Source organism: Levilactobacillus sp. HBUAS70063 (assembly GCF_038374745.1).
In the GTDB taxonomy this organism is placed as follows: domain Bacteria; phylum Bacillota; class Bacilli; order Lactobacillales; family Lactobacillaceae; genus Levilactobacillus.
Window position 1 is genome coordinate 82,103 of the sequence record NZ_JBANSM010000002.1, and the last position, 24,241, is coordinate 106,343.

The 24,241-nt window shown below is 50.6% G+C and carries 24 protein-coding genes; 17 read left to right on the forward strand and 7 right to left on the reverse strand.

Annotation, left to right across the window (positions count from 1 at the left end):
* Positions 1 to 282: 282 nt before the first annotated feature.
* Positions 283 to 2,445 (forward strand): MucBP domain-containing protein, encoded by a 2,163-nt coding sequence (locus V8I28_RS03285; RefSeq protein ID WP_341778695.1) that lies wholly within the window; start codon positions 283 to 285, stop codon positions 2,443 to 2,445.
* 466 nt (positions 2,446 to 2,911) lie between these two features.
* Here the strand turns inward: V8I28_RS03285 and V8I28_RS03290 are convergent, their stop codons facing one another.
* Positions 2,912 to 3,196 carry a hypothetical protein gene (locus tag V8I28_RS03290; RefSeq protein WP_341778696.1) on the reverse strand — a complete coding sequence of 95 codons (285 nt, stop codon included), beginning with the start codon at positions 3,194 to 3,196 and terminating at the stop codon, positions 2,912 to 2,914.
* Between the two features lie 669 nt (positions 3,197 to 3,865).
* Between V8I28_RS03290 and V8I28_RS03295 the strand changes: the two genes are divergently transcribed.
* The 4 genes from V8I28_RS03295 (at position 3,866) to V8I28_RS03310 (ending at position 10,215) form a co-directional block, all read left to right on the forward strand.
* Entirely contained in the window at positions 3,866 to 4,522 is a 657-nt protein-coding gene (locus tag V8I28_RS03295) for a WxL domain-containing protein (RefSeq protein ID WP_341778697.1), read from the forward strand.
* Between the two features lie 42 nt (positions 4,523 to 4,564).
* Positions 4,565 to 4,954 (forward strand): LPXTG cell wall anchor domain-containing protein, encoded by a 390-nt coding sequence (locus V8I28_RS03300; protein WP_341778698.1) that lies wholly within the window; start codon positions 4,565 to 4,567, stop codon positions 4,952 to 4,954.
* A gap of 106 nt (positions 4,955 to 5,060) precedes the next feature.
* The gene (locus tag V8I28_RS03305) at positions 5,061 to 6,116 is read left to right on the forward strand and encodes a DUF916 domain-containing protein (protein ID WP_341778699.1); all 1,056 of its coding nucleotides are present in this window, start codon (positions 5,061 to 5,063) and stop codon (positions 6,114 to 6,116) included.
* A gap of 55 nt (positions 6,117 to 6,171) precedes the next feature.
* Positions 6,172 to 10,215, forward strand: coding sequence for a leucine-rich repeat domain-containing protein (locus tag V8I28_RS03310; RefSeq protein ID WP_341778700.1), 4,044 nt, complete (start codon positions 6,172 to 6,174; stop codon positions 10,213 to 10,215).
* A gap of 204 nt (positions 10,216 to 10,419) precedes the next feature.
* Here V8I28_RS03310 and V8I28_RS03315 read toward each other — a convergent pair whose 3' ends face one another.
* Positions 10,420 to 10,989 (reverse strand): hypothetical protein, encoded by a 570-nt coding sequence (locus V8I28_RS03315; protein ID WP_341778701.1) that lies wholly within the window; start codon positions 10,987 to 10,989, stop codon positions 10,420 to 10,422.
* A 115-nt stretch (positions 10,990 to 11,104) separates the two neighbouring features.
* On the reverse strand, positions 11,105 to 11,623 hold the full coding sequence (locus V8I28_RS03320; RefSeq protein ID WP_341778702.1) for a MarR family winged helix-turn-helix transcriptional regulator: 519 nt from the start codon (positions 11,621 to 11,623) through the stop codon (positions 11,105 to 11,107).
* 148 nt (positions 11,624 to 11,771) lie between these two features.
* Between V8I28_RS03320 and V8I28_RS03325 the strand changes: the two genes are divergently transcribed.
* From V8I28_RS03325 to thiT, 3 genes are all read left to right on the forward strand, one after another.
* The gene (locus V8I28_RS03325; protein WP_341778703.1) at positions 11,772 to 12,707 is read left to right on the forward strand and encodes an ATP-binding cassette domain-containing protein; all 936 of its coding nucleotides are present in this window, start codon (positions 11,772 to 11,774) and stop codon (positions 12,705 to 12,707) included.
* A gap of 19 nt (positions 12,708 to 12,726) precedes the next feature.
* The gene (locus V8I28_RS03330) at positions 12,727 to 13,500 is read left to right on the forward strand and encodes an ABC transporter permease (RefSeq protein WP_341778704.1); all 774 of its coding nucleotides are present in this window, start codon (positions 12,727 to 12,729) and stop codon (positions 13,498 to 13,500) included.
* A gap of 168 nt (positions 13,501 to 13,668) precedes the next feature.
* Positions 13,669 to 14,220 carry an energy-coupled thiamine transporter ThiT gene (thiT, locus tag V8I28_RS03335; protein WP_341778705.1) on the forward strand — a complete coding sequence of 184 codons (552 nt, stop codon included), beginning with the start codon at positions 13,669 to 13,671 and terminating at the stop codon, positions 14,218 to 14,220.
* A 121-nt stretch (positions 14,221 to 14,341) separates the two neighbouring features.
* On the opposite strand, the gene V8I28_RS03340 is transcribed toward thiT, so the two are convergent.
* Together V8I28_RS03340 and V8I28_RS03345 are read right to left on the reverse strand one after the other, a co-directional pair.
* Complete coding sequence (locus V8I28_RS03340) at positions 14,342 to 15,661, reverse strand: LPXTG cell wall anchor domain-containing protein (RefSeq protein WP_341778706.1); 1,320 nt, start codon at positions 15,659 to 15,661, stop codon at positions 14,342 to 14,344.
* A 503-nt stretch (positions 15,662 to 16,164) separates the two neighbouring features.
* Positions 16,165 to 16,383, reverse strand: coding sequence for an IS3 family transposase (locus V8I28_RS03345; RefSeq protein ID WP_341779008.1), 219 nt, complete (start codon positions 16,381 to 16,383; stop codon positions 16,165 to 16,167).
* Positions 16,384 to 16,812: 429 nt separating this feature from the next.
* Between V8I28_RS03345 and V8I28_RS03350 the strand changes: the two genes are divergently transcribed.
* Genes V8I28_RS03350 through V8I28_RS03365 form a run of 4 tightly spaced genes read left to right on the forward strand, consistent with a single transcriptional unit; the run spans position 16,813 to position 20,402 of the window.
* Positions 16,813 to 17,079, forward strand: coding sequence for a Mor transcription activator family protein (locus tag V8I28_RS03350; protein ID WP_341778707.1), 267 nt, complete (start codon positions 16,813 to 16,815; stop codon positions 17,077 to 17,079).
* Positions 17,080 to 17,091: 12 nt separating this feature from the next.
* Positions 17,092 to 17,778: a zinc ribbon domain-containing protein gene (locus V8I28_RS03355; RefSeq protein WP_341778708.1), complete on the forward strand. Its 687-nt coding sequence runs from the start codon at positions 17,092 to 17,094 to the stop codon at positions 17,776 to 17,778.
* Between the two features lie 14 nt (positions 17,779 to 17,792).
* The gene (locus V8I28_RS03360) at positions 17,793 to 19,244 is read left to right on the forward strand and encodes a serine hydrolase (RefSeq protein WP_341778709.1); all 1,452 of its coding nucleotides are present in this window, start codon (positions 17,793 to 17,795) and stop codon (positions 19,242 to 19,244) included.
* Between the two features lie 12 nt (positions 19,245 to 19,256).
* Positions 19,257 to 20,402 carry a PrsW family glutamic-type intramembrane protease gene (locus tag V8I28_RS03365; RefSeq protein WP_341778710.1) on the forward strand — a complete coding sequence of 382 codons (1,146 nt, stop codon included), beginning with the start codon at positions 19,257 to 19,259 and terminating at the stop codon, positions 20,400 to 20,402.
* 67 nt (positions 20,403 to 20,469) lie between these two features.
* Here V8I28_RS03365 and V8I28_RS03370 read toward each other — a convergent pair whose 3' ends face one another.
* Positions 20,470 to 20,649, reverse strand: a complete 180-nt coding sequence (locus tag V8I28_RS03370) for a helix-turn-helix domain-containing protein (RefSeq protein ID WP_341778711.1) — start codon at positions 20,647 to 20,649, stop codon at positions 20,470 to 20,472.
* A 146-nt stretch (positions 20,650 to 20,795) separates the two neighbouring features.
* Here V8I28_RS03370 and V8I28_RS03375 point away from each other — a divergent pair, with 146 nt between their 5' ends.
* From V8I28_RS03375 to V8I28_RS03395, 5 genes are all read left to right on the forward strand, one after another.
* Positions 20,796 to 21,734: an aldo/keto reductase gene (locus V8I28_RS03375; protein WP_341778712.1), complete on the forward strand. Its 939-nt coding sequence runs from the start codon at positions 20,796 to 20,798 to the stop codon at positions 21,732 to 21,734.
* A 40-nt stretch (positions 21,735 to 21,774) separates the two neighbouring features.
* Positions 21,775 to 22,149, forward strand: a complete 375-nt coding sequence (locus V8I28_RS03380; RefSeq protein WP_341778713.1) for a DUF2255 family protein — start codon at positions 21,775 to 21,777, stop codon at positions 22,147 to 22,149.
* Positions 22,150 to 22,167: 18 nt separating this feature from the next.
* Positions 22,168 to 22,809: an NAD(P)-dependent oxidoreductase gene (locus V8I28_RS03385; RefSeq protein WP_341778714.1), complete on the forward strand. Its 642-nt coding sequence runs from the start codon at positions 22,168 to 22,170 to the stop codon at positions 22,807 to 22,809.
* Positions 22,810 to 23,100: 291 nt separating this feature from the next.
* Complete coding sequence (locus tag V8I28_RS03390; RefSeq protein WP_341778715.1) at positions 23,101 to 23,400, forward strand: hypothetical protein; 300 nt, start codon at positions 23,101 to 23,103, stop codon at positions 23,398 to 23,400.
* Positions 23,401 to 23,461: 61 nt separating this feature from the next.
* A complete protein-coding gene (locus V8I28_RS03395) occupies positions 23,462 to 23,680 on the forward strand; it encodes a hypothetical protein (protein WP_341778716.1) in 219 nt (72 codons plus the stop codon).
* Positions 23,681 to 23,843: 163 nt separating this feature from the next.
* Here the strand turns inward: V8I28_RS03395 and V8I28_RS03400 are convergent, their stop codons facing one another.
* A complete protein-coding gene (locus V8I28_RS03400; protein WP_341778717.1) occupies positions 23,844 to 24,185 on the reverse strand; it encodes a winged helix-turn-helix transcriptional regulator in 342 nt (113 codons plus the stop codon).
* Between the last annotated feature and the right edge of the window lie 56 nt (positions 24,186 to 24,241).

The window sequence follows — 24,241 nt, forward strand, 5'->3', positions numbered from 1 at the left end:
TCTTATACGGCTTAAGAGCGAAGATTGTTGGTCTACTGACGAAATAGAACGTGCTAATTTCATCTACAGCGGCGATTAGCGCCGGATTGATCGAAAACAAAGCCATCTATAAGTTGATGTTTATAACGATAAACGGTTTTCAGTATGTGGTAGATTTATTTGATAATTGCAGTTATAATGAAATTGTAATAAGGCGACATCGTTGACTGGAAAGAATAGGGGCACTGTCGATCGTTTAGATAGTTGCAAATAAAGTTAGCGCATACTCGAGGAGGACTTATGATGTTTTATTCGGGAGATAATAACGTTCGCTATAAAATGTATAAAAAGGGAAAGACGTGGATTTTTGCGGGTATCATGACGGCAGCTTTGACATTGGGAATTATGAGCTCAACGGCTCATGCTGATACGACGGCTGCCAATACGTCGACAGTTCAAGAAGAACAGGCAGTTAAGGACGTTGATGCAGTATCGAAGGTTGAGACTAAAGTTTCTCCTGAGACGGATGAAACCGCTACCCAAGAGACGCAGCAAAAGAAGTCACAATCTGAAGAGGGAGCAGGACCAGAAAGTGATGTTAATTCAACGGCGACGAAGGATTCTGTCAAAACTGATCAGGCGGACAATAATGTAACCGGAGACGAAAAGGTAGCGACAGCCACGCCGCCGGTTAAACAATCAGCGAATAATGACGCAACGACTAATGATGAATCGGTAGGCCAGGCCGATAAGCAGGTTCAACGACTGGCCCGTTCCGTTTCGGCGCCCGTTGCCATACCTAAAAACTTAGCTAAAGCCACCGAGACGATTGATCAGTGGATGCCCAATAAAAAGTTGCAGCAAGTTGTTCTTCTACAATTGCGAAAACAGAATCCTGGCAAGACCTGGAATAGCGTTGCGGATATCACGCAGGATGATATGACGTTGCTAACCAGCCTGGTGGCATATGGTTCTAACGAGTCAGGCGGAATTGATACCTATAATGATCGGAAGCCGTTTTCAATTGAGGGCTTGCAGTACGCTGTGAACTTGACTCGAATCGAAATGGGGACGAATTTTAACTATGCCTCACGAAAGTATTATGGAGATATCGTTGATATTTCACCGCTGACTAATCTGACGAAGCTTCAAACGGTTAACTTGCAGCAGAACCGAATTGAAGATACTTCACCACTTTCAGGTTTGAACAACGTCACAACACTTTATTTAATGTTCAACGCGATTTCTGACTTTTCACCGCTTGCCGGACATACGTATCAATCATTCACTGCTAGCAATCAGATTGTGTTCTTACCAACGATTAAGATTGATGCCAAGACGAGAAAGAGCCACCTTGTCTTTCAATTCAAGAACGAAAACGGTGAAGTTGTTCCGCTCAAAGAACGAAGAGGAATTGCCTATCCAGATCGCCTAGAAGGAACCACGCCGACCTTGATTTATAAGCTTTATTGGTCTGGTGGTACGTCAACGCCAGATGGTGAGGGTGGTCTGTACTTTACGAATATGAAAGATCAGATTCCAGGAATCACGAATTATCCGGGTTATACTATCGACCCGCTTGAAGAGAATTTTTATCTAACGGGAGCGGTTACCACCGAATTTCCAGGTGGTTATTCTGTCGACATTGGGGTTATTCAACCGTATGTCATTGGCGAAATGGCTGGCGTTGTGACAGCCCATTACCAGGATAAGGACGGTAAGAAATTAGCACCGGATGTAATCTTGGATGATGGCTTTATTGGAGACGACTACACCACAAAAGCTGCTGAAATCGACGGCTATACGCTGATGGAGACTCCAGTGAATGCGACCGGAAAGTATACTGAGAATCCGGTGGATGTTTACTATATCTACGAAGCAAAGACGGACCCGGTTGATCCACCAATTGAAGTTCCTGACACCGTCGTCACTGTGACCGTACACTACCAAACTTCGGACGGTAAGACAGTTGCTCCGGACCAGACTTTCACGGGGAAAAAGGGAACAGCTTACACAACAAATCCTGTTACCGTTGAAGGCTACACCCTGGTAGAGACGCCTGAGAATGCTTCTGGAATCCTAGGCGATGGCGATATCGCGGTTACCTATATCTATGCGCCGCTCGAGACTGATGGCGATGGCGATCAAGTCAATCCAGAGACGCCGGACACCCCGGATACGGATACAGCTATTGATGATAATGATAATGATGGGGATTCGACCGGCACGCTCCCAGATAATGTTAATAACCAGGGCGGCAGTGGCGATCAAGTCGTCATTGAAAAGACACCTCTTATAAATGGTCCGGCTAACTTGACCAGTCGTTCGACCACAAGTGCTGCTAAAATGGTGTTACCTCAAACTGGGGAACAGCATAGTACGGTAGGATTATGGGGGATTGTAATCTTGATCGGATCACTCCTCGGTTTAGCTGGAACGAAACGCAAAGAAATAAAGAAGTTCTGACTATAGTTAAAATGTAAGACTTGAAACGGTGAAAAGGTCTGAGGACTTAAACGACGAGTTAGTATTTAATTGCTGGTGTCCAATAGAAAAGGTTGATGCAGGTCCATCAACAGGATATATACTGGTGAATCTGATTTTTAATTAAGTAAGACCGACTGGAAAATAGAATTGGTGGTTACAAACACCAGCTAATGAAATACGGTCAAACCCCGATTTGGGAGTTTGACCGTATTTTTAATTTGCTAGTATTTAGCTGACGACAGTCATTAATGCTTCGGGACACCACAGAACCCATCGCAGGCGCACTTGCGCTCGGAAATCATCGGGCAGTGGCAAATGCCATCAGCGCTGGCACAGCCGCAACCTGGGGCACAGGTCATTCCGGCATGACAGAAGGGATTATCTTCAGTTTTTGCTTCGTTTGGTTTCGTATTTTCAGCCATTTCAATCGTCTCCGTTTCGTTGGTTAACAACTTTCTAGGTTATCGGTGCTAATTAGGGTGAAACTTTCGTCGAGCTTCTGGGTCAGCCGAGCTTGTTCCGCTTCGGTGAGTTGCGGGCGTTCACTACCAGCCGCGGGATGCGTTAAGACTTGTTGGTATAACGCGGTTTTGGCATTGGCAGGGGTGTTTTCCTTCACGGCGACGGCGACGTCCAAGCCGGCGGCCGTGTCGACGTACGCGGCGCCATTATTGATGATAAAACCAGCCGCGAAGTAGTCCTGTTGGTTAATCAGAAAATATTCTGTCATACTTATCCTCCTTTAGGGGCGAGAAACCATCGCATACTTGAATTATATACTAGCCAGGATTGGAAAAACAACCGACTAAGATTTTTCATAGGTTCGCGTACCGGACGAATCGGCAAAAGCGACTTTCCCACAAACCAATGAACAGTCGATCTCAATTTGGTGGGGATTAGGGGTGGCTTGACGGGCGTGAAACGGAAGGAAGAATAAGATACCCAATAAGACTAAGGGTGTTAAACAGGTGAGTAAAACAGATGAGCCGAGTCTATTGGTGCCATTGAATGGGTTAAGCTATGCAGAAAGAATGAAGCGGTGATGACATGAATAAGTGACTTAGAGCCACCTGACATCTGGGGTGGCTTTGGGTGCAGATTGCTTTGAAGTTTTTAGGTCCCGTCCTGTTGAAATTTTGCCCAAATTAAGCCAACTTCCAACACTTCGTTTGCCAATCTCACATATCTATAAATGTTGCAAGTAAAATGCTCAGGTAGTGCTATACTGAACTTGTACATCGGTTAACTAAATGTTAGTTCAATAATTAAACTTTGAAAAAGTTAGACGGTGCATGTTAGTTGACGAGACAACTAACTGGTCGGGGCTAGATGAACTTACCAAGGAGAAGGGAGTTTGAGAGCAACTAGACGACCAGAATTGCTTTCAAAGTGGCTAAATATGAAAATCAGATCAGGATTATTGACCTCTGCAGTTGTATTGGGAATGGCGTTACCATTGGCATTACCGGTGGTTGCGAATGCGGCGGATGGTTCAACGGATGCAACTTCATCGTCGGCGGTAACGAGTGCAGAAAAATCCGCGAGTGTGGAAGTCACCGGTGGTAATTTAACGTTCACTCGAGATGATAGCGGAAACGTAGAAGCACCATCTTTTCAATTCACTGGGGCAGAGGCTTCTGCCGATGCTCAAAAGGGGTTGAAAATTGCTGGCAATCAGCATGAGAACGCTGATGGTACTAATGCGACGGATACCTACACCGGGACTAAGCTCTCCGTTGACGACAACACCGGTACCGGGGCTGGTTGGACGGTTACGGCAAAATTAGGAGAATTTGAAAATTCAGATAGTACGCATTCTTTGAAGAGTGCCGTTCTGCATATGACGAAAGAGGCTGCGGCAACTAATCTGACGGCCGGTGGTGATCTAACAGCTGGCGGGGATGCTGTTTCTGTATTTACCGCCGCTAAGGGTGCAGGCCTTGGCAATTCAACGACCGATTTTGCTGGTTCCACGTTAGACTTGCCATCAGCCGAATACGCCGGCCACTATGTTGCCACGTTAACCTACAGCTTGACCAGCGGGCCTACTGCCTGAGCAACTTAGTTAATTTGCTAGTTAATCTTAGGGGGTCCAACTATGTCGACACAAAAATCAGCGAGCGTCACGATTGTTAAACAGTCGAATAGTCGGACGTTGCCGCAAATTCCGAATCAAGCGCTCTTGGTTTCGGGAAGTAAGGTGCCCCGGTCGCCGGCGTTTAACAGCGTTTCAACCGGTTCGCCTGCGAGTGATCGACGGGCCACGGTGGTCCCATCTCGGGTGGCGCGCGCCTCACAAAAGACGCGACCGGCTCGAACGACCAAGTTGGTGCGAACGCAACCCAATCGGTCGACCACGACCCTTGCCGTTGGTCGACTGCCTCAAACCGGTGAAGCCACGCTGGGTTTTGCCGTGCTCTTGGGACTATTACTCTTGGTGACGCTGGGGATTAAAGCGTTTCACCATGCACGTATCCTAAAAAAATAATGGCTGATGACCGCGTTAATTGATCTCAAACACACTTCCTTAGTCATTCGACTGGTGAAGTGTGTTTTAAGTTTGAAGGGATAGCCACGGAGGAGAGAAATATTTCATGAAACTGCAGAAGAATTGGTTTAGCTTCCTGACGGTAGTTCTACTGACAATATTGGTCGGTATGGGGATGGTGAACGCCCCCACAACGGCACGAGCCGCTAAGAACCAGCCCACCGCTAGCTTTACGGTTGCCCCGGAATTGCCGGCGGACAACGCCAAGCAGGTCGACTACTTTCAATTTAAGGTGAAGCCAGCCCAGAAGCGGGTGCTGGTTCTAAAAGTCACCAACAATTCCAGTAAGACCAACACCTTTGACATTACGCCGCGGCTGGCCTCGACGAATGCCAATGGGATCTTGGATTATGGCACGAATAACACCAACGCCAAGCTGCCGGCCCAGCTTGACCAATTGATTTCGCCGGCCCACACGCGTTCGGTTAAGGTGCTGGGCAAGCACACGGTTAAGGTGCCGTATAAATTCACCGCGCCGGCTAAGTCGTTTAAGGGCTTGATGCTGGGGGGCTTTACGATTGCCGAGCATAACGCGGACAAGCGGACGGGCTCGAAGAAGGCGACCGGGGTCGTGGCCAAGGTACAATACGTCATTGGCCTGGAATTTTACAATAACCTGGAGGCCAATCAGTCGGCGCCGCAAGTGAAGATTCATCGGGCGGGCTACCAACTCGCCCAAGCACGGCCCACGGTAACTCTGGGGATGGCCAACCAGACGCCAGGCTTAGTGGCTAAGGGGAAACTCAAGCTGAACTTGAACGATGCCAAACGAAAGAAGATTATGTCGTTTACCAAAGACCAGATGACCTTTGCGCCGCAGAGCCAGTTTATACTCAATCTGGATTTGAAAAACAAACAGTTGGCGGCTGGTCACTATACACTCGATGGAGCTTTGACGGCCAAGGGGGGCTATTCGTGGGCGATCCACCGGTCGTTTACCGTCACGAATGCCCAGGCGAATAACGTGAGGAAGCATGCGGCCAACTTTGGCCCACGGAAGACCTGGAAGGATTATTTGATGGACATCATCATCGGGTTAGCCGTGTTGGTTTTGCTCTACGAACTGGTCAAGTGGATCAGAAAACATCTGGGCAACAAGTAGGTTTGCCGAAAAACTTTTGGGGAGCGAGGGATGCCTTGTGTCAAATAAATCAATAATGATTCGGCTCGTCGATGGCCTGCTGGTCCTGGTCCTCTCGTTGGCGTTATTTTTACAGTCGGGAAGCGCCGTGGCTGAGGCGGCCACTAGCCAAAGCGATGCGTCTAGCGTGACGGCGGATGAGTCGATTGATGATTGGATGCCGGATAAGACCTTACAGCAAGTTGTCTTGGCGGCCCTGAAAGATTCTGCCTGTTCAGTTAATACTGGCTCTAGAAGTGATCTGACCCTATCAGAAGTGAAGCCAGCCATGTTGGCGGACCTTAGATATCTCAACACCGGTGCCGGGGGTACGACACACGTTACCGGGATTACCGATTTAACGGGGCTCCAGTACGCGATGGGGCTTGTGCAGGTTAATTTTAGTGGGTCAACCGTTAAAAAGTCACCAGGGGACTGGTCAATTTTTGATGACGTCAGCGAATATAGTGATTTGGGAAATATCGATGCCACTTCTACGGATGCCGATTTGAAGGACCTGGCTAAATTGCCGACGAAAATCCCTTATACACTAGTGAATGGCGGTAATATGGGGATTATCAATCACGCTGAGAATCCCGAACCGGCCGATAAAGGTACGGGCATTCAGATTACGACCCTAAAACCAGGCGTCAATATGACTTACGATAGTGACTTATCTTCAATGAAGGCGTATATTCCACTGTCGAACTGGTATAAGGGGATTATGACCACGGATGGAAACTATACGTATGGCAGTGTCGGGTTTGAAAATTTAAACTTACCTGAGGGTGTGACCTTTGATCAGCCGAATCATCGATTTGTGGTCGATTTGAATGTCTGCGGCGGCAAGAAGGTCGTTATTCCTGCCTTTACGGTCGGTGACAATGTGACCGAGAATGGGATGACGGCGAACTTTTATCTGGGGAAGAATACGTTGGATGCCGTTGTCCCCATGTCATCAGCGCCAGCCGACACATCGCAAACCGTTCAGATTGACGATCGGACAAGTTCCACGGGGAGCATTAATACCGCGACGTTTGGTTTTGGTGACGCAACCAGTGCCGATTTGACCATTAAGTCTGGTGACTTGACCGCCGACGATGTGACTTTTTCACCGGACCTTGCGGAGAACAAAATCAACTTTACATTGACCGACAGTGGTCTGAAAAAGCTGCGTAGCGGAGATTTGAAGTCGGTTATCACGATTTCCGCGGGTGATAAAATTATCGATTTGACCCTATCGTTGAAGGAAGCTTTGGCTGCCTGGCTGCCGGATACCAATCTGCAGAGTGAGCTCCAGACTGATTTGACCGCGCAAGGCCTCGGAAGTTTGACGAAGGCCAATCTCGCCCAGCTAACCGCGGCGGATAATTTAACGGACGTTAGTAATTTAACGGGACTGGAATACGCCAGCAAACTGGATAGTCTCAAAATTACGAAGAGTGACTTGTACGGTGATGGCGGCGTGGAGAAGACCACGAATAGTCAAGTGCTGTCTAAATTGACGAGCTTGGAGAAAATTGAGATTGATCACTCGACGCTGGGGGATGCGGCAACCGATGGAGCCATTTCTTTAGACGGTTGGGGATTAAATCGATCGGATGGTGAGACCAGCTTAACGAGCATTATTGCTGAGGGGGACGGTCTAACCGACCCGGCGCTTAGCGTTTATGAGGACGACGCTGCACTATCTGTCCTGGACCTTTCCAACAATTCGCTTACGGGGGAGCTGAGCCAGTTTCCAGTGACAAAGTGGCCTAATTTGAAGCAACTACAGTTAACGTCAAATCAAGTGACGGGCGAAATTCCGGCGGATTGGGCTAATTTGACGAATTTGTCCATTTTAGCGCTCAGTTCTAATAAGCTAGGGGGAAACCTGGATAATATTGCTCAATTGCCCAATTTGACCGAGGTTTATCTTGATAATGATGGCTTTGAGGGGAGTCTACCATCTGCTTGGTTTACCGCTAAGCTGACCCACTTTGAAGCTAATAGTAATCAGTTGAGTGGTGATCTGCCCAAGACGCTTAGCGATGCGACGAACTTGAAATGGTTAGATATCCAGAATAATCAGCTGACGGGGGCCCTGCCAGATCTGACGAACGATACCAAATTAACCACGTTGGCGTATGGTGTGAATCACATTACCAGTGGGAGCGCGCTTCCCAATGCCAGTGGTGGCTACCAGACTTGGTCGATTGATCAGCCGGATTGGCAAACGTCAAGCGATGGTAAAACCATGACGCTGGATTTAAGTAAGTATTATGGTGGTGAACAGGGGCAGAGTGGCTATCAATATCTTGGCTACAGTATGCCCAGTGGGGAGACCGGTGTTACGCTGAATAAGACCGATCCGACCCATCCCTTGTTGGCGATTGATACGACGAACACAACGGTAACGAATGGAACGCTTAGTGTTAATGTGTTTGATCAAGCTGGGAAGCAAGCGGTGTTTGAGTCCGACTCGAGCTCTGACAATGACCTGAATTACTTAGCAACGATTGCTATTCCGGTGACCTTGTCCCTGCCCAAGTCCTATGACATTGAGACCAACAGCGGCGACATTGATTTTGGTCAACATACAGTCGGATCGGGGATGGTTAGCACCACCGCCAAAGCCTTTAGCCTGGCCGTTCATTCAGAGAATGCGGCTGGAGATTCTTACCAGTTGACCGCCCAAACGGATGGCCTTACCTTGGCTGGACGCGCGTTGCCGCTGTATTATACTACCGGTCAGCACAGTGTATTATTGACCAATATGGCACAGAATATTTATGATTATCAGCCGACGTCCAGTGATGATACCACGGTCGTCGGGGACAGTAGTGATTCGACCAAGGGAAACTTGCAAACGGATATTCCCGCCACCACCCATACCGGTAAATATACCGGCGACATTACCTACACCCTAGCCAGTGCACCGGCCGATGATCCGGCTACAACGAGTCAAGCTAGTGATGTCGGTCAAATTGCCGTTACCACGCTGAGTCGGATGGCGCCGACCATCTCCGCGGCATCATTGGCGGTAGACGAAGAGGCCGTGCGAACCAAGCTCCAGTCCAACATGACCAGCTTCATTGGAAACAAGTTGGCGGATAGTTCTGGCGTGCTCTATTCTGGCTACAAAGCGTCGCAGGGAACGGGAGATAATCCCTACCAAGAACTCTCGGAGACCAACGGCTTGTGGTTATTGGCCCTGGCCGAGTCGGGTGATGAGACTCGCTTTGACGCGAGCTTTAATGCCACGGTTAAGCGGTTCTACGATGATGAGACCCAGACCTTTAACTGGCAGGTCACGGGGGCCGATCACGACACCTCGGCGACGAGCAATGCCTCGGTCGATGACTTGCGGATTATTCAGGCCCTGTTGGTCATGAACGCCAAGCATCCCAGCAACGACCGAACGTTGTGGCTTAATAAGTTGATTGATGGCTTCACGAAGCATGACCTGAACGCTTATTATCAAATGATTGATAGCTATAGCCAAACGAATGGTCAAGAAAAACGGATTCGGTTGGATTACCTGGACCTATCCGCGTTGAAGGCCGTTTATGAAGCGAAGGGGTTGGGAACCGCCGGCGATACGGCCTACAACCAACAACTTCAGCTGATCAAGGATGGCTATATCAGCGATAAATTACCACTGTTCGATACTTATTACGATTACAGCACGGGTAGCTATCAGATTGGCGATGATGGCGCTAATAAAGATAGCCAGGTCAACATTACCGATGGGTTACTAACGATGTTGAACCTAGCCAAAGTCGGCCAATTACCGCAAACGTCATTGGATTGGCTCAAGGCCCATACGGCTGACCGCACCATCTATAACAACTACAAGCTAGATGGCACGCCGGTCGATGATTACACGGCGGCGTCTAACTACGGCTACGTCGCGCAAATTGCCGCGGCCGTGGGAGACACGACACTGTACAGTCAGGCCATCACGGCACTAAACGAGATGACGTCTACTGACGAAAGCGATCCCCTGTACGGCTCAAACCACGATGATGGTGAATCGTATGCCTTCAATGATTTAAATATGCTACTGGCTTATAATGCCGTGTTTGCTGGTGAATAAGCCTATAGAATTGGAAAAGGTCGTCCCGCAGTTACGAGGCGACCTTTTTGAGTAGGGTCAAGTTTAAAATTGAAGCGACGGGCGCTCGCAAGAAATACTAATCAATAAAACCGGCTAATCTCAATTTCGTGAGGTTAGTCGGTTTTATAATGCTGATTCAGTTTCCGCCAACCCAACGCTTTAACGGGAGATATCGGCTTTCGTTCACGCCCGCGAAATCCCCATGAACAAGATATCTTGATACACAATCACTTTGAAAATGACCGGGGTCTGGCCATCCAGATAGGGCGTGGTCAGCTTGATGAGTTCGCTAATGGTTGTGAAAAAGCGGGTATTTTCCGTTGTTTTGGTGATCCGCCCCGTCCCGTCTTGGCCGATGAATTGTAGTTGGTGATTCTGGATAACGCCGGCAAAATACCGGTTTCGATGCTTACGCAGGCGTTTACGGAACTTAGGGCTTAACGTATCGGGAACGGGAAGTGCCCGAAAGACGCGACCAATCTGATCGAGACCGTAATCCTGAGTTTGGGTGTCGTGACGGGTGTAGAGAATGGGTTTCGCCGTGAACGACACGATCTTGCCGAAGTTTTTCTCCTGATCGCCCCGCCGCGGGTGAACAAAGTGCTGGAGCCAAACATGATCGGTGATGCGACGCCCGGACCCGTCCTCGACGTTGGCAATGGCGGTGGCTGACCGACCACTTGGCGTCTTGCCGTAGCGGGAGATGGTCCCGGTAAAATGTTGCGTTTCGTTAGGCAATGCAAAGGGTCGCATGAAAAAGGTTCACTCCTTATAGAGACGCAAACCCTCAGGGCTGGTTCAAGGATCAATCTTGGGGATTAAATGTCATTTGTTCGTTAAAACTAAGATAATCGTCCACCGATTATCCTTACAAGAACCAATCCCGCAGATGATCCGATACCGACCGCTGGAAATTCTCAAACCAGTTCGGGTTTTCCGTATGAATCTCATCGTACAGGCTGTCATTGATCTTGGTTAAGATCGCAATCAACTGGTCCAATTCGGTATCCGTCAAGTCATCCAGATAGGCGGGAATCTTGGCGGATTCCTTACTGGCCGTCTGGCGACCGTGGTCGGTTAAACGAATGATGGTCTTGCGCCGGTCGACCGTGGATTTTTCCTTGGAGACCAGCTTCTTTTTGACCAGTTTATTGACGAACTCCGCCGTGGACTGGGCCGTCATATTTAAACGATTGGCCAGCTCCCTTTGTGAGAGGCCGTCCGTTTGGGACAGTGCCAGAAGAATCTTCCCTTGGCCCTGAAAGGGGGACTGCTGGTCGCCTTTGTTGGCGTGGCGGCGGTGGGCGAGGTCATCGGCCATGTGTTGAACCATGCCGTACTCGATGAGCTTCCCGGCCGCATTTCTTTTTTTCGTTAAATTAGGCATGTCATCGCCCTCCCTACAGCCATTATACCCGACCCGGTGGTGAAGTGACATTTGATTTTGAGAGAAATTGTTGACATTTTCATCAGGGGGCCTTACTATGTATTTGCTCAGGGGGACCTGATTAAAAATGACAAAGAGGGAATTTTAAATGACAACAACACCAGCAATTGAAGTAAAGCATTTAACCAAGCGGTTCGGGGACATGACGGCCGTGGATGATCTTTCGTTTAGTGTTCGTCAGGGTGAAGTGTTCGGACTTCTAGGGCCTAACGGTGCCGGCAAGACCACCACGCTACGGATGATTACGACCTTACTCAAACCGGACGCCGGCCAGATCAAAATCTTTGGCCACGATACGGCGAAGGAGGGCCGGTTGGCGCGGTCTCTGTTCGGCTTGACCGGCCAATACGCCTCGGTCGATGAAGATATTTCGGTGCGGGAGAACCTGATGATTTTTTCACGGCTAAATGGTCTATCCAGAGCGGACGCCAAGACCCGGACGGCGGAGCTACTCAAGGAGTTCTCGCTGGAACACTCGGCGGATAAGGCGCTTAAGAACTTTTCCGGGGGGATGCGGCGCCGTCTCGATCTGGCGGTGAGCCTGATTACGCGGCCAGCCCTCATCTTTCTGGATGAACCCACGACCGGGCTGGACCCACGGACGCGCAGCCAGATGTGGGCGACCATCCGGCAACTGGTGAAGCAGGGCTCCACGATTGTCCTGACCACCCAGTACCTGGACGAGGCCGACCAGCTGGCCGATCGCTTGGCCGTCATCGACCACGGTAAGCTCGTGACGATGGGAACGCCTGATGCGCTCAAACAACAAGTTGGGGGGACCGTCCTGAATTTCACGGTCAATCAGGCTGCCCAGGTGACCGCGGCTGTCAGCGTGCTGGCCGCCCAAGCTTTGGGTGCCGTACAACAGGCCGGTCAACGGCTCAGCGTCAAGATTAGCCAGGTCGCCCAGTTGACGCCAATCCTCGCGCAATTGGCTCAGGCCAAGATTGCCATCAGTCATTTAACCATTCAGGAGCCATCCTTAGACGATGTCTTCATGGACTTGACGGTTGGCCAGAATTAAGGAAAGAAGGATACGACATATGGATGTACAAACGCATAGCGGCAATTTGATTGCCAACACGGCCACGATGGCCTATCGAAACTTATTGAAGACGGTCCACAACCCTGACCGATTCATGGATGTGATTATCCAGCCGGTTTTGTTTATGGTGATGTTTGGGTATTTATTCGGTGGCGCGATTGCCGGTGGGGTGCAGGACTACCTACCGACCATTGTCCCGGGGATTTTGGCCCAAGCGATGCTGTCGGCGGCTTCCGGCTCGGGTTCACAGATTAGAGAAGACCTGGACGCCGGTATTTTCGACCGGTTCAAGTCCTTACCTATGGCCCATATCGCCCCGCTGGCCGGGCAGCTATTCGCCGACAGTCTGCGGCTGATCGTTGCGGCCATCGCCTCGCTGAGTACGGGCTACCTCATGGGGTGGCGGCCGGCCGCCGGATTGGGCTGGGTCGTAGTCAGCGCCCTGCTCGCCATCTTTACCGGTTGGGCGTTGTCCTGGGTCTTTGTTCTGCTGGGGCTACTGGCCAAGAGTGCCTCGGCCGTGCAGAGCTTCTCCTTGATGACGATGCTGGTCTTGACGTTTGTCTCGAACGCCTTTGTCCCGCTGAAGTCTTTGACGACGCCACTGCGGGTGCTGGCGGACCTCAATCCCGTGACTTACGTGATTACCGCCGTTCGGCAAATTCTCGCCACCGGTGGTTGGACGCCGGAAGCCTTGGTGGTCTTGGCGGCTGGCGTGGGCATCGTCATCGTCTTCGCGCCACTGGCCGTGTGGGCGTATGACCGGAACTAGTCGGATTAAGCCGAAAGATAACGTGACGAGCGACTCTACCGAAATTTATTTCGGTGGGTCGTTTTTCGTGGTACGGTTAGGGGAAATGGGCGTACTTAGAGATTAGCCAATCGCCGCGGGAACTTTGCTGTATACTTAAAGTATCTCAGCTTTCTAGGAGGCACCATCTTGAAACCACAGGCACTGACTGAAACGGCGCTTTTCTCGGCTTTAGCCATTATTCTCAGCTACATCATTATCTTTCGAGCGCCCCAGGGCGGGTCCATCTCCTTGGTGATGGCGCCCATCCTGATTATTTCTTTAAAACAGGGTGTGGGGCCCGGCGTCTTCTGCGGTGTGGTGACCGGCGCCATTACTTTTATGTTCGGCGGCTTCTTCGTGGCACCGCTACAGGTCGTCTGCGATTATCTGTTGGCCTACGGTGCGATTGGCCTCGCCGGTTTATTTTCACGGGGCTTCTTGACGGCGATGCGGCGTGACCAGCGTAAACTGGCGATGACCTATACGCTGACGGCTGGCGTGCTCGCCGGGGGTCTTCGCCTGTTCTTCCACACGCTGGCCGGGATTGCCTTTTACACGTCCTACGCGCCCAAGGGCCAACCGGTCTGGCTGTACTCGCTGATCTATAATAGCCTGTACGTCATTCCCGACACGATTCTGGCAATTATCTGCGTGCTGTTGTTGACGGGACGATTGAAGCGAGTCTTTGTCCGCGGATAAATGGACAGAGACCGTTGGCCTAATGGAAAATGTATGCGGCCCTTAGTCATTTGGCCGATAAAGCATCATCTAAAAAACAAGGATCATGAGTTGAAATGCTCGTGGTCCTTGTTTTTATGGTTTAATTATTGTGAGATTCCTTGTCATAAACGAGAGTCAGGCAACTTAAAGCCAGCATCAGAACTAAGAGCCCTAAGCCTAAGACGACCCAAGCTGGGTTGGTGTTCTCGTTGGTTTGTGGCAACGTTGCGGCGTGCTTACCAGCGGCAGTTGTGTTGGACTGTGCTGAAGCGGCGTAGACGGGCTGCGTAGAATCTTGGGCCGGTTGTTGAGCGGCGGCAGCGGTCGTAGCAGGTGCAGCCTTAGCGGTATTAGCCGCGTTGACAGCATTTTCGGCAGCCGTGCTGTGATTTACGTTAGTGCCAGCCATGGTGCCAGTCCCTGAGCCGGTATATTCTGACTGTGCTTCGTTAGAAGGTTGGTGAGCATATTCCGAATGCTCAGGTTGGGTTGTTTCTGGATGCGTGGAGCTAGGCGTTTCGGTGCCGGAGACATCAACGCCAGGGGTTTCAGCGCTAGGATGTTCGACGCTAGGCGTCTCAGTGCCAGGTTCTTCAGTGCCAGGCATTTCGGTGCTAGGATGTTCGGTCCCAGGCACTTCAATCCCAGGAACTTCGGTGCTAGGATGTTCGGTACCAGGTTCTTCAACGCCAGGGGTTTCGGTGCCAGGATGTTCGGTCCCAGGTTCCTCAACGCCAGGGATTTCGGTGCCAGGTTCTTCAGTTCCAGGTTCCTCAGTACCAGGTTCTTCAACGCCAGGGGTTTCAGTGCCGGGTTCTTCAGTGCCGGGTTCCTCAACGCCAGGTTCTTCAACGCCGGGTTCCTCAACACCAGGCTCTTCAACGCCAGGTTCTTCAGTGCCAGGTTCTTCGACACCAGGTTCCTCGGTGCCGGGTTCTTCAACGCCCGGATCTTCAAGGTCACCGTCAGCGTCGCCGGCACCGATGACATCAAGACGGATAAAGCCACGACGCATAATCATATTGTTAGAGAATGTGTCGTTAAAGACAATCACACCCACGTGAGAGCCCTTGGTAATGGTCGTGTCACCGAATGAACGGCCACTCCAAGCGGACATTGGAAATGTTTCCGTTTCAGCTATTTGAACGTTGGCTGGAATGTAGAAGAACATTTGATCGCCGCTACGAATCTTTATCTTATTATCAATGGATAGGTTGTATTTAACGAAGAAGTGCTGATCTTCCGGTAAAACTTCCGTGTGTGAGTAAACTTTTCCCTTTTTATCCGTAATGACCGCTTCGGATGCGCTCGTTCCGTGACCTTCAATCACGCTGGCTTCGCCGATGACGGGTTTTCCGATTAAGAAGAAGCCAATCAAACAAGCGACAGCAAAGAGGCTAAAATGCCAAAACTTTTGCATAATTAATACCTCCTATCGATAAAAATCTATTTTCTTCTCTCACACCATCTCCAACCTAACACGTTTATCGGCCGGGAGTTCACAATCCAATTTTTGTTTGTCAAGTAAGCAAACAACGCATCGGACTTGATATTACTGGATTCGTCAATGAAATAAGAAAGGGCGTGTGTTAACTATGTGAAAATTGGGATAGGGGGTGTCGATTATCCCGGTACGGCGGTGGCCGCAAGATGTTTGCATATTCAATCAAAATTTAAGCTTATGGCGACTGCGTACAGCTAATCAAGGAAGAGTGTGAAACCTATCTTCGTGAGTTGAGTAGGCATCACTAGCTCCAAGATCATTGAAGCTTTAATGAGTTAAGACATAGTAGGGCAATGGTTTTACGAGCAAGATCAGTCAAATTAATAATCTGCAATCACTACCAGAATAACTTTAGACTTATGAAAAAGTCTGGTGTATTATGAAGTGCAACACAAAAGTTAGACAAAAGTAAATAATTATTACGTTGCTAAGGCATGTTCTCGATATTCACGTGGGGACATGCTTTTTGTTTTTAATGAAAACCGATGATGATTGAACCAGTTCACGTATTCTAAGGAGACTGCTCTTAGTTCATCTAAATCCTTACGGGGTGGGAATCCAGCCAAGCATTCAGTCTTATAGAGATGGAAAAAGCTTTCAATTGGGGCATTGTCATGACAGTTTCCTTTACGCGACATGCGTTTAACTTGTTTACTAGGTAGTTGATAAATTCTTGCTAGTTCAGCTCCAGTCACATCACCATTTAGATAGTCACTGACAATTTTGGCTTTTAAAGTGGCTATATTTAACCATGAAAGAAGTACCTCACAATCGTTAGACTTTTTTGTCTAACAATTATGAAGCACTTCATTATAAGTAAAGTGATGAAGAAAATTTTTTTATGACGATTAAGCGTAGGACCCCGGACTTGGCCGACTTCTCGGTGGTGGATTGGCGCCAACGGTCGTTAATTTGCCTATAACCACGGGGTTTAGCGAATGCGGCGGTTTGCCGGCAGAGTTACCGGTCATTGTTCAGGCACTTTTCGTGGAAAGTGGGGAGGATAAGTGCAGTTACTTAAATATTCGCAAACAATTACAATTTAGCCTAAGGAGGTGGCACGGGCAATGGCGGAGCGAATTGAGCTGGAGGCATTACACCAATTTTATAAGAGCTTAAATAATCTGGTCGGAACGGAATCGATGCTGGTGATTTACGAACACTACAAGGGAACCCAGTTGAACTTTCCCATTCATCTGTATGATCGGAAAGTCACAGCTCAACGCGTGTTAAAGGAGTTCGACGGTCATAATCAACATGAATTGGCCCGAAAGTATGGCTATTCGCAGAAGTGGATTCAGATGGTTGTGCGGGAAGCGAAAGAAGACAAATAGGAGTGAGTGACGATGGCAGATTCAAGAATTTTTAAATTGAGCGATGGCTTGGATATTGAGAAGGTTGGTCAGGCGATTCAGAACTGGCTACGCGAGAAGAAACAGTTACACGCGGAGGGCATGCACACTAACGAAGGCTACTTGGTGCAGGCCAAGCAGGAGGATAGTTGGAAGACCATCGTGGGGATGGACTCGGCCATTCAAGTCCAAATCTTCAAGGCCGGGGACGACCAGATCATGGTCAACGTCGGTTCCGGTAAGTGGGTCGACAAGGCCGGTGCGGCCACGATTGGGATGATTGCCTTTGCGCCGCTGGCGGTGACGGCCGCGATTGGCGCTTGGAATCAAAAGAAGTTGCCCGACGAACTCTTTAGCTACGTTGAGCAGTTTATTATGAGTGGCGGTAAGTCCGTTACGGTCTCGATGTCGGCGAGTCAGGACATCAAGGATGGCGAGGTCGTTTGTCCCAACTGCCACGCCACCAACAAGGCCGGCGCCAAGTTCTGTGCTTCCTGTGGAACCAAGCTGAGCAAGGAATGTCCGAATTGCCACGCCGCAGTGGGCCTGGATACCAAGTTCTGCCCGAATTGCGGAACGGATCTGAATCCCAAGCCGGCAGAGAAGACCTGTCCGGATTGCCAGAACGTTGTGGCCGCCGACATGAAGTTCTGTCCGAACTGTGGCCACGCCTTTAATTAGTGGGGGTGCGGCCGATGAAGATTTGTCCAAATTGTGGCCATGCCAATGCCGATGACGTTAAGTTCTGTGAAAATTGTGGGACCGGTTTGGCGGCCACTGAAAAGCGCTGCCCCCGTTGTCAGACCCTGAACCCGCAGGCTAATCGTTTCTGCGAGAACTGCGGGTATGACTTCACGACCGCCGTGGCTGACTCGGCAGCGATTGAGCCTGCAGAGCCGGTGGAAACAGTTAAGACGACCGCCACGCCGCAAAGCGCCGCTCGCACGCCAACGAAGGCGTCGACGAGTGACGGTCCGGCCACGTCTGAAACCGTGGCGACACCGCCGGATCGACCGACCGCCGACTCGGCGTCTGCTTCGTCGACAGCCCCGGAAACGGTCGGGCCAGCCGACACCGCGGCAACTGAGGCAACCCCATCGGCGGGACCGGCACCGGCGACATCTGCCGCAACGGCACCGACCGCACCGACTCCCGCGCCGTCGACTCCCCAGACGCCCAAGCCCAAGTGGCAGTGGCTCGTGAGCGGACTGATTTTGCTGGTCCTGATTGGCGGTGGCGCCTACTTTCTGACGCGCGATACCCATCATTCGGCGAAACCGGCTACCAGTCGGACCACGAAGAAGGCGGCCAGCAGTTCTGCGGCGACGTCTAAATCCGCTAGCGCAAGCACGACGACGTTTGACCAGTTTCAGATTGAAGACGAGGTGACGACCGCGCTGAATGGCCTGAGCGGAACGACTTCCGCCTACGTCTCGCCGGTCGACCAGAATAAGACGGTGCTGGTGAATAATGGGGCCCAAAGCTCGGCCAGTAGCATCAAAATCTTTATCCTAGTGACGGCTTATGCCATGGCTAAGGAGGGCGTCTTCGACCTCGATGGGACGCACACCCTGACGTCTGCCGAGAAGGTTGGTGGCACTGGTGAGCTACAAAACATGTCGTCCGGGACGAAGCTGACTTATCGTGAAATTCTCGGATACATGATTGATAGTAGCGATAATACCGCGGCCAACATTATCATGGACAAATTGGGTGGCTTTGACCTGATTAACAATAAAATCAAGAGCATGGGCGCCACGAATACCAAGCTACGGCGGAAGATGATGGATACCGATGCCATCGAGGACGGTCGGGACAATACGACCTCGGCCCGCGATCTTGGCGTGACCCTGAAGAAGATGTACAATCACCAGTTGGTCTCCAAGTCGGCGGATACGGCGATGCTGGATATTTTGGCCAAGAATACCAACCGGACGAAATTGCCTAAGGATCTGCCCAGCACGGCGAAGGTGTACAACAAGACCGGCGAGTTTGCCGACTATGGCGTCCAAAATGATGCCGAAATTGTGGCGAACCGTCACGGTGCATTCGTGGCTGTGGTCCTCTCGCAAGATGGTCAGGAAGCCGATCAGATTGCGGCCATGAATGACTTAGGACTGAAATTGTATCAAGACATTTTAGAGTAGTGAGGGTTAAGTATGAAATATTGTTCACATTGTGGGAAACCAGTTAAGGAGACCGCTAAGTTCTGCCCAAGCTGTGGGAATCCGCTGCCGGTGACGACGCCGGCTGCGACGTCGGCTCCAGCGCCGACCAATCCGGTTGCCGGTCAGACGGCTAATCAACCGGTAAAAGGCCTGTACGATAGTGCCACGGCCAAGCTCAATCAGTACACGGGTGAGGAGGGCGCCGTCAAAGTTAATCTCTCGGCACTGTTCTCCGAGGTCTTTAAGCACCATACGAAAGACGAAGCCAATTCAATCTTCATTGCCGGGACCAAGACGACCACACCGGCGTTGGCCGATGTGTCCGATGAATGGGCCAAGCCGTGGTTGTTCTCGCGTGTTCTCTTAGGATTTCTGATTGCGTTTGCGGCGCTTTTGTATATGGCCGATGCCTTTCACAATTCAAACGCGATAGCCGGATTGATCTTGGTGGGCGCCTTTGCCGTACCGTTCTCGGGATTGGTCTTTTTCTTCGAGGCGGACGCCTTTAAGGATATTAGCCTCTTTGAAATTGTGAAGGTCTTCTTTATTGGCGGGATCTTTTCGCTGATCGTCACGCTCTTTTTCTACCAGTTCGTGAGCTTTAGCGATAATAGCCAGATTTACGGCGTCTTGACGTTGAAGGATTCCCTGTCGATCGGAATTGTGGAAGAATTAGGGAAAGTGTTAATCGTCACGTATTTCATTAGCCAGTTGAATGCCAAGCACATCCTCGACGGCCTCCTGATTGGGGCGGCCGTGGGCGCAGGCTTTGCGGCTTTTGAAACGGCGGGTTACATTTACAACGCCGAGGGTCAACTGGTGGCCGTGGCCATTCTGCGGGGATGGTCGGCCATCGGGGGACACCTGGTTTGGGCGGCAATCACCGGTGGGGCCTTGATGATTGTCAAACGGGCCCAGCCGTTTAAGTTCAGTCAATTGCTGGATGGACGGTTCCTAGTCTTCTTCGCTCTCGCGGTGGCGATGCACGCGGCATGGGATTGGGACATCGTCCTGTTAGGCAGTCCCTATCTCAAATTAATTCTGTTGATTGTGGTGGCGTGGATCGTGATCTTCGTGCTGATGAATGCCGGTCTAAAGGAGATTGGCCATCTGAAGCAGGGAGAACAACCCGTCTAGAACTTTAGTGAATGGGAAACACGAATGATGAAGAAAGGCTAGATTCCTGGTGAGGAATCTAGCCTTTTTAAGTTGAAAGATTGGTGACGCGTCGCTGGGCCCGAATAAGGAGTCGGGTGTCCAGCTCGGCCTCTAAGTCGATGGGTGGCGTGGTGTGTAAAGCCTTGGCGGCGGTCGTGATGTTAACCACAGGGGTGAGAACTAGAAAGTCTTGTAAAACTTGGGTCACGAAGTCATTAACTCTCATATACGATAAATGAATAGCATGGAATTTAAACTAAGCATTTTACATCATTGTGCATGACGCCTATGATGAGTGTCAATCGTTGCTCGTAGAAGTGGCGGTGAGGCTTTACCGCTACAGATTAAAACAACTTGAAAAGGAGTTACTAAATGATGAAGAATCCACAGATTGCTTTAGGAACCTGGGCTTGGGGCGACACCAGCGATGGCCAAGTCTTTGGGGAACAGTTCACGGCCCAAGACTTACAACCGGTTGCGGACGCGGCCATGGCAGCCGGGCTTAATTTATGGGACACCGCCTTTGCCTACGGTGCCGGGAAGTCCGAATCATTACTGGGTGAGGTATTACGTCGTTATCCCCGTGATAGTTATCAACTCTCGACGAAATTCACGCCGCAAATGGCCGGCGATGGTGATGATGAAGTCGAGCAAATGCTGACGGAGAGCCTACAACGCTTGGGGACCGACTACATTGATATTTACTGGATTCACAATCCCGCGGACGTTGAAAAGTGGACGCCGGCCTTAATTCCACTGGTGAAGAGCGGTCGGGTCAAGCGCGTGGGCGTTTCCAACCATAACCTGTCGCAAATTAAGCGGGTCAATGAGATTCTAGAACCGGCTGGAATTCAGATTTCCGCCGTGCAAAATCACTTTAGCTTGCTGTATCGGTCGTCGGAAGAGGCGGGGATTCTCGACTACTGCCGCGACCACAACATCACTTTCTTTGCCTACATGGTCCTCGAACAGGGATTATTGTCTGGGCGGTACAATGCGGCCAATCCTTTGCCGGCCGGTAGTCTGCGTGCCAGCGTGTACAACCCCGTTTTGCCGCAGGTTGAGGCCTTGACCGCGGGCCTGCAACAGGTCGGAGAGAAGTATCAAGCCACGCCGGCCGAGGTCGCAACGGCCTATGTCCTAGCTAAGGGTGCCACGCCAATTATCGGGGTGACCAAGTCCAAGTACATTGCCAGTGAGGCCAAGGCGGCGAGCCTGAACCTGAGTGCCGATGATATCCAGAAATTAGAAACCTTAGCGGCGGCTACGCACGTGGATACCAAGGGATCGTGGGAAGCACCAATGGTCTAAGTTGGGGATTAACAAAAAACTGGTTTTTGGAGGTATGATGATGCAATGGTCTAATGAGCAACTCACTTTGTTTAAGTCGGTTCCGACGTTAACGATGGAACCTTATAATCCAGATTTTAAAACGTTCGAAGAAGTCTCGCCCATCTGGGAAGTGGTGGTTGATGGCCGGGTCTATTCTCGCGGTTGGAATGGGAAAAAGACCAAGTGGTATCAGGCGGCGGTCAACCAGCGAATCGGAGAAATTCAGTTGGCAGATCGGCGCTTCGAGGCCGAGTTTGAACCCGTGACCGACCCACAGCTGCTGGCGACCATTACGGCGGCCTACCAGCAGAAGTATCCGGGCGATGCCTCGCTGGCTAGAATGATTTCTGCAGAACCGACGGGCGCCACGATTCAGGTGCGGCCACGCGAGTAAGGAAGGTGGGGGGTAAAAATGAAAATTGCTGTGATTGGGGCGCTTGGAAGAACGGGACAAGCCGTGATTAAGGAGGCCCAACGTCGCGAGCATACGGTGTTAGCCATCGCCCATCGGCAACACGATGACGTCGACCTGGGGCAGGTTCAACTGCTAATCAAGGATATTCGCGACTTGTCGCAAGCTGACCTGGTTGGCGTGGACGCCGTTGTCGATGCGATTAGTGCGTGGACGCCGGCGACTTTCCCCGTGCACGCCGCGGGTATTTCGTGGATGGCGCACCTGCTGACGGGAACGCAGACGCGGTATCTGAAGGTCGGCGGTGCGGGGACGTTATTCATCAACGCCGAGCACACGCAGATGCTAAAGGACCGCGCCGACTATCCTTCGGAATGGTTGCCGCGAGCCACGGCATTGGCGGATAGCCTGACGCGTCTGCGGTCTTACTCGGGCCTGCGTTGGACCTACGTGACACCGGCGCTGAACTATGATGCCGCGGGCGAGTGCACCGGCGACTACCAGGTCGGTGGCGAGGAATTTCATGCGGCAACCGATGCGGACCACTACATTAGCTATGCGGATTACGCGGTTGGCATGCTAGATATTATCGAACAGGGGACCTATATTCGCCAGCGGATTGTGTTAACTCACGGCCGTTAGTCGGTCGTTTTCGCGATGAAATTAAAAATGACGAGTACCGTAAGTTGCGGTGCTCGTCATTTTTGTGTGGGTCTTGGTGTTGCGTTTTTGAAGTCGGTGTTTTGAGTGGCCTGCTGATAGTGCGGGCGTGACTGAACGACTAGACCGAATCGGATAATTAATTTAGATTGTAAACGATAAAAGTTAATCGGTGGTGTTTCTTTCCCTAAATCGGCAAGGATGTGTTAATTTAAACGCGTAAGGTAAGTTAAGCTCTAGTTGGGAGGGGTAATCGTGAGGGGGAAAACCGTTGTGTTGAGCACAACGTTCAAGGGAGAAGGATTTATACGTAATATAGAACGGATTGTAAAACCGTTCAAGACGCTGCCTTCTGTCAATCGTATTTGGTGTGTGAATGAAGATGTTCAAGGCGCTCAGAAGGATAAGTATGCCGTGGTGGCTTTTGATCGGGGAGATAATCAAGAGCTGATCCGGCAGCCGGTTTGTCGCAACCAACGGCTATACGTGGGGATTCTTAAGCTGGCAAACGCGAAAGAGACCCTAGACGCCGATGCCGAACCGGATTCGATTTATTTACACCGTATTCATTGATGGGGGTCAATTGGTATGGTTAAGTGAAGGTCAAGTCAAGCCTTTTTTTGGGGGGATCACGATGATGGAAGTTGTTAATCAATTTTTACAGGGAAGCTTTATGGATTTTGTCGTGATGATTGTTTTCTTCTTTTTAATCTACGGGGTTGTTTCATTCTGTTTGTTAATCTGGAGTCTTTTCAAGAAACGCCGCGATCACCGGAATTGGTGCAAGCGAGTTAAGCCCGTGGGCGTCCAGATTGACATTCAGAAGCGTGGACCGAAGTACCGGGTTCAATAGACCGGTGATGACCGAAACGAATCTTCTATGATTTCACCAAAAAGTTACGTTCCGGCGATGCGGTGCTGAGCGTAACGGAAGTGGATGTGCTGGGCATGAAACGTGATGATTGTTGAAGGGGCCGTTTCTCTTATCTGAGAGAGGGGCCCCTTTTTGTTGTGCCTTAGGATTTCTGATGGGCCTCGCCCCAGTTGCAGAGGTCTTCCATCACGGGGATGAGCGATTCGCCCAGTGGCGTGAGGCGATACTCCACCTTGGGCGGGATCTGCGGATATTCCTTGCGATGAATGAGACCATCGGCTTCCAGTTCTCGGAGCGTGTTGGTCAGGGTTTTAAATGAGATTGGCACCAGCAGTCGTTTGAGTGCATTGTACCGTAGGGGTCCGTGGTTGAGGTCCAGCGCATAGAGCAGCTGCATCTTGTATTTGCCACCAATTAGCCGTAGCGTGTAGGCAAAGCCAGTTTCTTCCAGTCGATTTTCTTTGATGTAATCAATATCAGCCATGACACTCTCCTTTGGGTGAGTACCGCACCTTAATTTGCGTACTTGTTTGTCCATTC